General features: G+C 60.2%; 11 protein-coding genes, 1 tRNA gene and 1 pseudogene. 3 read left to right on the top strand and 10 right to left on the bottom strand.

All coding sequences use genetic code 11. The features are described from left to right. Nucleotides 1-127, top strand: a pseudogene (locus ACUN9V_RS19640) (IS30 family transposase); the annotation flags it as partial. Nucleotides 128-275: 148 nt separating this feature from the next. Here the strand turns inward: ACUN9V_RS19640 and ACUN9V_RS19635 are convergent. Together ACUN9V_RS19635 and ACUN9V_RS19630 are read right to left on the bottom strand one after the other, a co-directional pair. Beyond that, nucleotides 276-479: a DUF4236 domain-containing protein gene (locus tag ACUN9V_RS19635; protein WP_445512638.1), complete on the bottom strand. Its 204-nt coding sequence runs from the start codon at nucleotides 477-479 to the stop codon at nucleotides 276-278. Between the two features lie 43 nt (nucleotides 480-522). After that, on the bottom strand, nucleotides 523-849 hold the full coding sequence (locus ACUN9V_RS19630) for a hypothetical protein (RefSeq protein ID WP_445512637.1): 327 nt from the start codon (nucleotides 847-849) through the stop codon (nucleotides 523-525). 114 nt (nucleotides 850-963) lie between these two features. Between ACUN9V_RS19630 and ACUN9V_RS19625 the strand changes: the two genes are divergently transcribed. After that, nucleotides 964-1,368 carry a GFA family protein gene (locus ACUN9V_RS19625; RefSeq protein ID WP_439284394.1) on the top strand — a complete coding sequence of 135 codons (405 nt, stop codon included), beginning with the start codon at nucleotides 964-966 and terminating at the stop codon, nucleotides 1,366-1,368. Here ACUN9V_RS19625 and ACUN9V_RS19620 read toward each other — a convergent pair. The 6 genes from ACUN9V_RS19620 to ACUN9V_RS19595 form a co-directional block, all read right to left on the bottom strand. Further along, on the bottom strand, nucleotides 1,356-2,351 hold the full coding sequence (locus tag ACUN9V_RS19620) for a sugar phosphate isomerase/epimerase family protein (protein ID WP_445512636.1): 996 nt from the start codon (nucleotides 2,349-2,351) through the stop codon (nucleotides 1,356-1,358). The two genes, ACUN9V_RS19625 and ACUN9V_RS19620, sit on opposite strands and share 13 nt — an antisense overlap. Beyond that, the gene (locus tag ACUN9V_RS19615) at nucleotides 2,348-3,784 is read right to left on the bottom strand and encodes an NAD(P)H-dependent oxidoreductase (RefSeq protein WP_445512635.1); all 1,437 of its coding nucleotides are present in this window, start codon (nucleotides 3,782-3,784) and stop codon (nucleotides 2,348-2,350) included. Before ACUN9V_RS19615 ends, ACUN9V_RS19620 begins: the two co-directional genes overlap by 4 nt. A gap of 34 nt (nucleotides 3,785-3,818) precedes the next feature. Continuing rightward, nucleotides 3,819-5,372 (bottom strand): tripartite tricarboxylate transporter permease, encoded by a 1,554-nt coding sequence (locus tag ACUN9V_RS19610; protein WP_075561825.1) that lies wholly within the window; start codon nucleotides 5,370-5,372, stop codon nucleotides 3,819-3,821. A 25-nt stretch (nucleotides 5,373-5,397) separates the two neighbouring features. Next, nucleotides 5,398-5,889, bottom strand: a complete 492-nt coding sequence (locus ACUN9V_RS19605; protein WP_075561824.1) for a tripartite tricarboxylate transporter TctB family protein — start codon at nucleotides 5,887-5,889, stop codon at nucleotides 5,398-5,400. Between the two features lie 96 nt (nucleotides 5,890-5,985). Further along, complete coding sequence (locus ACUN9V_RS19600; protein ID WP_445512634.1) at nucleotides 5,986-7,017, bottom strand: Bug family tripartite tricarboxylate transporter substrate binding protein; 1,032 nt, start codon at nucleotides 7,015-7,017, stop codon at nucleotides 5,986-5,988. 120 nt (nucleotides 7,018-7,137) lie between these two features. Next, nucleotides 7,138-8,178 (bottom strand): 4-hydroxythreonine-4-phosphate dehydrogenase PdxA, encoded by a 1,041-nt coding sequence (locus tag ACUN9V_RS19595; RefSeq protein ID WP_445512633.1) that lies wholly within the window; start codon nucleotides 8,176-8,178, stop codon nucleotides 7,138-7,140. Between the two features lie 263 nt (nucleotides 8,179-8,441). Between ACUN9V_RS19595 and ACUN9V_RS19590 the strand changes: the two genes are divergently transcribed. Continuing rightward, the gene (locus ACUN9V_RS19590; RefSeq protein WP_445512632.1) at nucleotides 8,442-9,122 is read left to right on the top strand and encodes a GntR family transcriptional regulator; all 681 of its coding nucleotides are present in this window, start codon (nucleotides 8,442-8,444) and stop codon (nucleotides 9,120-9,122) included. A 1,009-nt stretch (nucleotides 9,123-10,131) separates the two neighbouring features. Here the strand turns inward: ACUN9V_RS19590 and ACUN9V_RS19585 are convergent. Together ACUN9V_RS19585 and ACUN9V_RS19580 are read right to left on the bottom strand one after the other, a co-directional pair. Further along, nucleotides 10,132-10,362 (bottom strand): hypothetical protein, encoded by a 231-nt coding sequence (locus ACUN9V_RS19585; protein WP_075561821.1) that lies wholly within the window; start codon nucleotides 10,360-10,362, stop codon nucleotides 10,132-10,134. Between the two features lie 220 nt (nucleotides 10,363-10,582). Beyond that, nucleotides 10,583-10,656: transfer RNA gene (locus tag ACUN9V_RS19580), tRNA-Gly, on the bottom strand. Nucleotides 10,657-11,083: the final 427 nt, after the last annotated feature.

Genomic DNA, 11,083 nt, shown 5'->3' with positions numbered 1-11,083 from the left:
AGAGCTCGATGAGATCGCCGACTCACTGAACACAAGGCCTCGCCAGACGTTGGACTGGCGAACCCCACTGGAAGTCTACGCCGAGGTGCTCAAGAAATCCGTCGGCGGACCGAGCACCCTTCAATAGTGTTGCACTTGGAACTTGAGACCGCCCTCCCTCAAATTGACGAGACAAATCAAACTGTTGTAGCGCGCCAACCGATCGATAATGGCGTTGGGGACAATCCCCTGCGTACTTGCCCGGCCTTCGGGCCGGGTTTTTTTACGCCTGCCGGCTAGCGTTTTTTCTTTCCCGCCTTCCCCGTTCGTGATGTTCGCTTCCATAGTGATTGGCGATGGTAGACACCGGAGCCGGGAATGCCTGCGTGGCTATGAATGCCGCGACGGCTGAAATTCAGATTGGCGCCGCGAGGCCCGATCGAGAGCGTCGGGCCATGATTGTCGAGCCGAACTCGCAGCCCAGGTGCTAGCCGCAGCATGCGGCGAAAGCGTATTCCCATGGATCGTCTCCTGAAAGCCTGTTCACGGTTGACTGCGACTGACGGGATTCGTTCTATGCCTCCGCAGTTTTCGCCATAACGGACTGCCCGGTGCGATCAGCGCCAGCAAGGCGCAGGCGACAGCGGGAGAGAGGACATCGAGGCTGGAATCCAACGACCAGTGGTGGAACAGCCCGTAGAGATAGGCGACGTGATTGGGGCCGCCCCCGGCGTACTCGTGTTGAGCGATTTCGCGCCCCAGAAATACCGCGACGATCAGCGAACCGCCCACCCAGCGTCCGACGAGCGGCCACAGCAGGCACTGAAAGGCGACGGCGATGATGGCGTGTTCGAGCTGGCTGGTGTTCATGCCTGTCCCTCCAAAAGGAGACTTCAGCATAGCTGGTTAGCGCACTATCGTTGACGGAGACGCCAAGTATCGCGTCAATGTCCGCGCCGTCGTCTACGCAATGAGGCTATCGATATGGAAATCGCCAATACGCTAACAGGCCGTTGCCACTGCGGCGGGATCTCCTGGCAGTTCGAGGGCAAACCGTCGGAAGCGACGATCTGCAACTGTACGGTTTGCCGCCGCTATGGCGTTCTTTGGGCCTACGGCCATGAAGAAGAAGGGATCCGGGTAACGGGAGAGACGAAAGCCTACCGTCCAGGACGGCATATCGCTTTCCATTTCTGCGCCGGGTGCGGATGCGTCGGATACTGGCGAGCCGTCGACACCGACCCGACCGGGCGCCGACGCATGGCCGTCAATCTGCGGATGGCTGAGCCCGAAATGGTGGCGCAAGTTCCCATCGATCGATTCGATGGCCTGCATACGTTCGAAGGCCATGCCCGTGATGGTCGCTGCGTTGGCGACTACTGGTTCTGAGTTCGAGCCCCCGGGCCGGGCTGTTTTACCTGACTCAAGCCTGGGGTGACATGGCGACAGGCGGGCAGGACGCGTTCGCGCAGGTAGCGTTGATTGGCGGCGCAGACACTGAGACCGTCGCCGCCGTAATGCTCAAGACAGATCACGCCGCGAAAGCCGGCTTCGACGGCAAGTTTCATCGCCTGACGATAATTGATCAGGCCGCTCTCCATCGGCGCCGGGAAGGCGACATAGTGGCCCCGCTCGGTGTCCTCGTCGCGCATGTAGTTCTTGGCGTGCCAGAAGTTCGACCACGGCAGCACCTTGTGGAACGCCTCGAGCCATGGCTCGACGAGCCGGTGCAGGCGGATCAGGTTTCCGATGTCCGGATTCAACCCCACCGAGGGTAGCCCGATCTCCTCGACCATGGCGACGGCCGAATCGGCGCTGCCGAGGTAGGTGTCTTCGTACATCTCCAGCGACAGCACGATACCCAGCTCGGCGGCGTGCTGGCCGAGTTCGCGGATACGGGTCACTGCCTTCTGCCACTGTGCCCGATCGTCGGGATCGTCGCGGTGGCCTTCGACCGTCCAGAACCAGAGCTGACGCTGCTGGGCCTCGGTCAGGGGGCGGTGCAGGCCGATCGAGACGGTGCCGATGCCGAGTCTGGCGGCGGCTTCCAGTGAGCGGTGGCTGTAGGCGAGGTGGTCGTCGCCATGGCGTTCGTCGATCACGCTCGAGCGCACCACCGAGATCGAGCTGGGCTTGAGCCGCGCGGATTTGATCACGCTGGCGAGCGCGTCCAGTTGGTCGCTCTGCATGTCGCCGGGGCGAAAGCAGTTGTCGGAGAGATCGACGTGGTCGAAACCGGCTTCGGCGATCTCCTGGAACAGCGGCTGCCACTGCTCGGCGCTGGCCTCCTGGAGCGGAGTGTTATCCGCCAGCCGGTTGGAGAAAGGCAGCATGGCGGCGGCGATGGGCCAATCGGTCAGATCTGAAGTCATTTCGAGGTCTCGGTAGCGGCGTGAGTCGGGGTCATGGCCGAGGCGAAGAACAGGGCATCCTGAGTCTGGCGCAATTTCCACAGGTATGAGCTTTGATCGATCGCGACGTCACGCACACGAATGGGCTCGCCCGCGCGGGCCGAGCGCATCAACACTCGGTTGGCAGCAAGATAGTAGGGCAGCGGGGCGTCGTCGCCGAGCGCACTGGCCGGCACCAGCGCCGAAGAGACCTGGTCGATGCTGTGATGGTGGCCATGAGCGGTGAGCGTGGTGCCTTCGGCCAGGTCCGATTCGGCCATGGCGATCAGGTCGACGTGCGGCCTTGGCTGGGCGACGCCGCTGGGAACGCCGCGACGCACCATTTCCAGCAGGGTGGTCGCGGCTTCGAGGCCGAGCAGGTGACGCGGAAGCGGCAGCATCGCGCTGTCGCCACGCCGACTGACCAGATGGCCTTTCTCGGCCAGCATCTGCCAGCTGGCGCGATCATGACCGCGCACGACCACGAATACGCCACCCGCGAGGCTGAATTCGTCCGGGCGGCGCAGGCAGTGGAAGACCTCCAGTGCCGGCGTTCGCGTCAACAGCCCGCCGTCGGCGACCGGCACGAACAGCTCGGCGATCTCGTTGAGACGCGCGATGGGATAGTGCAGCGCCGGGCGATCCGGGAGCAGGCCAGTGGCGTTGGCGACGATCGACATCTCGCACAAATCCGGCACCGCATGCTGGGGTAGCGCCCCGGCAATTCTGCTGCGATCCGCTAGCCACTGATGATGGCCTTGGCTGTCCAGCCCCTCGGGCAGGTCCCAGCGCTCTCCGAATCCATGGACATCGATACGCTTGCCATTACTGGTCATGGTTTCCGTGGTCGGGTCGAACACGAAGTCGTACTCGCTCGACTTGCCGGCGGCGAGGATCTCCAGCCCCACCGTCTCGGCCCAACTGATCAGGCCGATTGCCAGTGCCGGCTGATCGCCGTCCACCGGGCTGATCACGCAACCCTGCTTCCGCGCCATGGCCGCCAGGCCGGGGCCGACCACGCTGTCGGCTTCCTTGGTCACCAGGGCGACATGGTGCCCGGCTTCGATGGCGAGGGCGGCATGGCGGGCGCCGGCCTCAGGGTGGCCGGTGGCTTCGATCACCACGTCCAGTGGCAGTTCGATAACGGCTTCCAGCCGGTCGCCGACGATCCAGTTGCCATCGTCCCAGGCGCGCCTGGCTTCTGCCGGCGTTCGGCAATGGCGGATCAGTCGAGGCTCGATGCCGGCGTCGGTCAGCGCCTTGGCCGCCAGATCGGGGTCGAGATCGAGCACGATACGAGCGTCGACGGTCGCCAGATGGCGGGCGTGAACCACGAAGCTGCGACCGAACCCGCCGGCGCCGATCACACAGCAGCGGATCGGGTCGCCGCCATCGAGATAATGGGAAAGATGCATGGACGATTTCCTCGAATGGAACGCGGGCCGAGATTCAGGCGCGAGAGTCGGGCGTGGAGGGTTTGTGGTCCCCAGGCTTCTGGCGATGCAGCCGTTGGCGCCAGCCACGTAGTCCGACCAGCTTGGAAATCAATGGCCATACCAGCATCAGCGCACCCAGCCCCATGATCGTGGTCACCAGCGAGTTGGACCAGAAGATGGTCAACGAGCCGTCGGACATGACCATCGACTGGCGGAAGGCTTCCTCGGCGCGATGACCCAGCACCATGGTCAGCACCAGCGGCGCGACCGGATAGTCGAGTTTCTTGAACAGATAGCCGAGCAGGGCGAAGCACAGCAGCAGCCAGAAATCGAAGGTCGAGTTGGCGACCTGGTAGACCCCGGTAAAGATCACCGCGACGATGACCGGGCCGATGATGGCGAAGGGCACTCGCAGGATCGAGGCGTAGAGCGGCACCGTCGCCAGTACCAGAATGACCGCGACCACGTTACCCAGATACATGCTGGCGATCAGGCCCCAGACGAAATCCGGGCGCGTGATGAACAGCATCGGCCCCGGAGTGAGGCCCCAGATCATCAGTCCGCCCATCATGACCGCAGCGGTGGCGGAGCCGGGAACGCCGAGTGCCAACATCGGCAGCAGCGCAGAGGTGCCGGCGGAATGGTCCGCCGCTTCCGGCGAGACGATCCCGTTGGGCTCGCCTTTACCGAACCGTTCGGGATGTCGGGAAAAGCGCTTGGCGAGGCCATGGCTCATGAACGAGGCGGCGGTCGGCCCGGCGGGGGTGATACCCATCCAGATTCCGATCAGAATGCTGCGCACCAGCGAGACCCAGTAACGTGGCAGCTCAGCCATGGTGCGCAGGATATCCTTGATCCGGATCCGGCTCTTGATACCGTTGAAGCTCAAACCCTCCTCGGTCGTCACCATCAGCTCGGCGATACCGAAAAGCCCCATGACCGCGACCAGGAAGCTGATGCCCTTGACAAGATCGGGAATGCCGAAAGTCAGGCGCAGGCCGCCGGAAACGCTATCCATGCCCACGGTGGCGAACGCCAGCCCCAGCATCATCGAGACCAGCGTCTTCGAAGGCGCGCTGGAACTCATGCCGATAAAGCTGCAGAACGCCAGAAAGTAGACGGCGAAGTATTCCGGCGACGAAAACTTGAGCCCGAACTGTGCCACCCAGTTGGCGAGCAGCGTGATCATCACCACGCCGGCGAGGGCGCCCAGACCGGCGGACATGAACGCCAGCGTCAGGGCGCGGGTCGCTTCGCCGTTGCGCGCCATCGGGTAGCCGTCGAAAGTGGTGGCCACCGACGAGGGCTCGCCGGGGATGTTGAACAGAATCGAGGTGGTGGAGCCGCCGAACAGGGCGCCCCAGTACATGCAGCTCAACAGGATGATGGCCGACACTGGATCCATGGTGAAGGTGAGCGGCAGCAGCAGCGAGACCCCGTTGGGCGCGCCCAGGCCCGGCAGTACGCCGACCAGCATGCCCAGCATCACCCCGATCACCATGATCATGAGGTGATTCCAGGTGAGGATGGTGGCAAAGCCGTCCATCAGCAGCGAGAGATTGTTCATGGTGCGATCTCCGGAAGACGGACGCTTAATAGATGCCGAACGCGTGTTCCAGCGGGCCTTTCAATAGCGGCACCTGGAATACGAGTTCGAACAGCAGATAGAAGCAGACGCTGATGGCGATACCGCTGGCGAGCGATTTCCACCAGGCGTAGTGGCCCTGCAGGCGCATCGCGAACAGAACGTAAAGCGTGGTGCCGACATAGAGCCCCAGCAGCAGGGAGACGACGGCAAAACCGATGATCGGCAGCGTGAAACGAGCGAGCGATCGCAGACGGACAGCGTCCAGGAAGACTTCGTCCTTGTGGCGATGGCCGATGACCGTGCGCAGCAGGTTGACGAGACTGCCGGCGACGACCAGTACGCCGATCCAGAACGGGAAGTAGCCTGAGTCCGGCCCGCTCGGCGTCCAACCGGTGCCGACCTGCCAGGCGCCGTAGCAGATCGCCAAGCCGATGGCGCCGGTCAGTAGCGCGGTGGCGATCTCCATGCTGTAACGGGAAATGCCATTGTGGGTCATGCGGTTCCCTCCTTCTGGAAAAGAAGGGCAGCGCGAAGCTGCCCTGCAACGTCAACTACTCAGCATCGTCGTCGGTTCAGGACGCTCGTCGTCGGTTCAGGACTTGCTCCAGCCTTCCTGCTCGAAGACTTTCTTGACGGTGCTGGCGTTGTCATCGATGTACTGCTTGAGTTCATCGCCGCTCAGGAATTGGCTGGTCTGCACCGTACGAGTGACGTAGTCCTTCCACTCCGGGGTTTCGCTGACCTTCTTCAGCAGATCCTGGTAGTAGGTCACCGCTTCCTTGGGGGCGCCGGCCGGCAACCAGACGGTCCTCGGCATGCGATATTCGCTGATGTCGATCCCCTGGGACTGACAGGTGGGAATATCGCCCCAGCCCTTGCCTTCGTAGACAGGTTCGCCCTTGGGCAGCTGTTCCGGGCTGAACACGCACAGCGGCTTGATCATGCCGGCCTGCCACTGGCCCAGGTTCTCGTTGGGGTTGTTGACGTTGGCGTCGACATGGCCGCCGGCCAGCTGCACCAGCGCCTGACTGCCGCCGTTGAAGGGGACGTAGCGGAAGTCGGTACCGGTGGTTTCCTCGATCATGCTGACCAGCGTCTGATCGGTGTCCTTGGACTGGCTGCCGGCGAACTGCATCTTGCCGGGATTCTGCTTGGCGGCGTCGATGAAATCCTTGGCGCTGGCGTATTTCGCATCGCCTTTGACCCAGATCAGGAATTCGTCCATGGCCATGGACGCGACCGGCTGGAGATCGTCGGCGGCATAGGGCATTTTCCCGACTTCTGGCAGCAGATACTCGTTGTTGGTGCCGAACGTCAGCTTGTAGGGGTCATCCTTGGACGATGCCGAATAGACATAACCTTCGGCACCGCTACCGCCGCCCTTGTTGGAGACGATGACCGACTTGTCCATCAGCTGATGCTTGCCGATGATCGACTGCACCGTACGGGCGAAGGTATCCGTGCCGCCGCCGGCGCCGGAGGTCACCACGAATTCGACGGGGCGATCCGGTTGCCAGGCCAGCGCGCTACCGGAGACGGTGAGCGCGGCGAAAAACAGGGCGAGGGGCTTGAGCTTGACCGTTGGCCGGGCCTTCATGGCCGGTGAAAAAGACTTGAGGTACATGGCGTTTCTCCTGTCGTTTCTGGCGTTATTGCTCTTGTGAAAGACGCTTGCGATCCATGATCGACTCGTATGAGTCACTACCTTTCCAGCGTGCCGGTTTGCGCCGGACACGATGAAACTTCAGTCCGCTGCCGCCTGGCGGGCTCGGCTGGCCATGCGTGCTGCCAGCAATAAGGCTTGGCGCGAGGCGCCGAGATCGGCAATGCCGCGGCCGGCGATGTCGTAGGCCGTACCATGAGCCGGCGTGCAGACGGCGAAGGGCAGGCCGCCGAGCATCGTCACGCCGCTATCGAACCCCATCATCTTCATCGCGATCTGACCCTGGTCGTGATACATGGTCAGCACCGCGTGAAACCCTTCTTTCACGGCGCGAAGGAAAACGGTATCGGCCGGGAAGGGGCCTTCGACATCCATGCCCTGTTCGCGGGCGCGCTGGATGGCCGGTTCGATGATGTCGATCTCTTCCATGCCGAAGCTGCCGCCGTCGCCGGCGTGGGGGTTCAGGCCGGCAACGGCAATGCGCGGATGATCGTGTCCGGCCTGCTGCAGGCAGCGGTGGGTCAGTGCCAGTTCGTCGATGATCGATTCCGGCGTTAGCGCCGCGGCAACATCTTTCAACGGAATGTGGGAGGTCACGCGAGCATTCCACACCGATTCGAGAATGTTGAATTCCCGCGCCTTGCCCTCGAAGCCGATGGCGTCGGCCACGAAGCGGATTTCGTCGTCGTAGCCCGGGTTGGCGTAGCGCATCGCCTTCTTGTTGAACGGGGTGAAGCAGACGGCATCCACCTGGCCGCCATGGGCCAGTGCCAGGGCTTTGCGAAAATTGGTCGAAGCGAACTCCCCGCCGGCCGGTGTCGCCTTGCCTTGATCGACGTCTTCCAGCGCCAGATGGCCTAGATCCAAAAACGCCGGTGATTCGAGATTCGAAAATGCGTCGCCGTCATGGGCCGCCTGAAGCGTTGGCGCGACGCCGGCGACGCGGGCGCCTTCATCGAAGATCCGACGATCACCGATGATGATCAGTCTTGCGGCGTGGTTGACGGCGTCGTCCGCGGCCAGTTTGGCTGCCAGCTCGGCGCTGATGCCGGCAGGGTCGCCCATGGCCAGGGCGATGATCGGTCGCTCGGATACGTCGTGACGCGATGGGGAAAGAGCCATGGTATCTCCTCGTCGTTCGGGGCGGCACTTCGTGGTGAAGCACCCGCTTTGAGAAGGAGATTGCGCTCAAAAGCGAAATGTATACATTATACGTTGGTATTGAGGCAGGGACCGATCGAGGCGCAGTATGATGGCTTCAGATGATTCACCCAGACAGTCACCAAGACAGTCACCCAGACATTCACCAAGACGAGTATCCTTGAGCGTGCTGAGGCTGAATCGATAAATCCAATGCATTACTTTCAAACCACCGGCCCCTATTCATGAACAAGACAGCCATGTCCGCGCCGTCATCGTCGCGCTCTGCCATTGCCCGGCATTCACTTCATGATGCGATCACCAGCCACCTTCGAGACATGATCATCGAAGGCGAACTCGAGCCGGGTAAGCGTATCTACGAAGGTCCACTCTGCGAGCGTCTGGGTGTCTCGCGCACGCCGCTTCGGGAAGCCCTGCGCTTTCTGGCGAGCGAAGGCCTGGTCGACCTGACGCCGCAGCGCGGTGCGTCGGTCCGCCAGTTCTCGGCCAAGGACATTCAGGACATGCTGGTGCTGATTCGTACGCTCGAAGAGCTGGCAGGACGCCTGGCCTGCGAGCAGGGGAGCGACGAGGAGATATCGGAAGTGCGACGGCTGCACGATGAGATGCTGGAGTACTACCGAGACGGCAATCGCCTCGATTACTACAAGACCAATCAGCGCATTCATTCCGCCATTGTGGCGCTGAGCCACAACGAGTCGCTGATTCAGGTTCATGCGTCATTGCAGTCGAAGCTGAAGCGCGTGCGCTTCATTGGGCATGAAGGGAAGGAGAAGTGGGCGGCGGCGGTAGCGGAGCATGAATCGATGATTCAGGCACTGGAACGACACGATACGTCAGCGCTGGTCGGCGCCTTGAGTGCCCATCTCGAGCACGCCTGGGAGCGGGTGCGGGATGTCGTCTAGCTTGGTCTGAAAACTACCTGTGTTCGGCCATATGGCGTTAAAAACCGGATCAAAGGCCTCGCTGTCACTGAAAATCGATACGCTGGCCTGGTCCGTTTTCGTCGATTTTTGCTGTGTCTAACTTGCTCTCGACGACTTTTCAGGCAAGCCTTGGCAAGTACGAAAGAGAACCTTTGGACTGGTCAATTATATGAATAGTAGTCTAATTAATTGTTCTTTAGTTCAATGTGGGATGTCAAAATAGGCGATCTCTTACAAAAAAATAGGATCGAATGACCTACCGGCCATCCCTTTCAAGTATTAATCTTACCGTTCGTTGTAGATCCTTGGTTCCCCGATTTCGGTCGGGGATTTTTTTGCCCTGAGTAAGCCTTTCTATCTAGGCAATCAATCATTCATATCACTAGTTGTCCCGGTTGCTGATCTGTCATCGAGGCAGAGTGGTTGCATTTACAAAATGCTACCAAATAGTCGCTTTTTAGTTAATCCAGGTTGGCTTTGAAAGTACGACAGTTGGCGCAAGCTGAGGCGGTAACGTGCACTAGTCGGCCGACTCTTTCTCTGGGTGTTTTACTTTCTGGCAAGATCGTTCGCCTGACATTGGCCGAACAGATTCCGCTTCGCTGGAGATGATTTAATAGCCTAATAGAAGAGGATCCAATTTGACTCCGTTCCATAATGCCGGTGTGAGTGAGCATCATGGACTCAAGACATGAAGTCGACATCATTCTTTGAGATGTTCAGTAAATGAACTGCGTAGCGATTCACAAGTGATGCTTGTGAGCGGTTTTAAGCATGGATAGCGACAGGAAATTCCGTCAGGGAATACGGTGCCAAGGAAGCGGTTCGGAATCGACCGCAGCCTCCAGCAGGTTAGGCACATGCTGATTGAAAGCCCGGCCCATCGACGGTCGGGCTTTCTCTTTTCCGATCAATGCGATTTGGGCCATGCGGACTGAAAGACGCCTCTCTGGTGAAGGGTGTCTTTCTCGACGTCATCGACCGGGTATCAATGGCTATCCTTGGCATCGTCACCGGGAAGCGTCTGGTCGAACTTGTCCGCGATCTCTTGCTTGACGAACTTGTCCTCACGTTTTTGCATATCGCTGGTGAAATCCGATCTCTCGCCGATGACTGCACCACAGGACGCACAGTGCACTTCATCGCCCTGCGTATCGCCCGTTGCTACCTCCAGACTCTCCTGACCGCATTTCGGACACTTGGTGGGGCGCTGAGCCATTGGATATCTCCTTTTCTGGATTGCCCTATCAGCGTAGCGGATCAACAGCCGATGCGCGCCTTACGTGCACATTATCCTGACTACGAAGGATTGGCCGCGCCACTCGTCAAGATATGGAGACTTTTATGGACAATGACTTGGAGGTGGCAAAAAGATGTCGGACCGACACGAAGGGGAAGGAGCGTAAATAACAAAGTCGGCACACGCTAACGGGCCGTAATGGAGCGGGTGAAGGGAATCGAACCCTCGTCTTAAGCTTGGGAAGCTTCTGCTCTACCATTGAGCTACACCCGCAGTGGTTTTGATAGTAAATTTAACCACTTAGACTTGCAAGCCATTCCACTCTCGTAGCGTCGTTCAGACGAGGCTTCTTTCACTGTCTAACCCCGTCATCCTTGCCGAGGGCGGCCCTGGGGGCCTATGGGGCTTTCGAGAGCGAGTCGAATCGCCTTGTCTCTGTCGATACCTTGGTCGATGAATCTTTTCACGCGCGTCTTGAGTGTTCCCAACGGCATATCGTGTAGCTGAGCGAGATACGCCAGGCTTTCTTTATTCGTGCCAGTTCCTTTTCTGATGAGAGGTTCTGCTCGATCCCTCTGTAGTGGTCAACTAATCCCGGACAGTATTTTAAGTTTTTCTTCCGCCATCACGGGTGGCATGCCGCCATTGAAGGTATGAGGGCGCTGCCGGTTGTAGTAGTCCATCAGGTAGACGCCAATAT

It is taken from the genome of Salinicola sp. V024 (genome assembly GCF_052645315.1).
The sequence above is the reverse complement of the archived record's forward strand: the minus strand, read 5'-3'. Positions and strand labels throughout refer to the sequence as shown.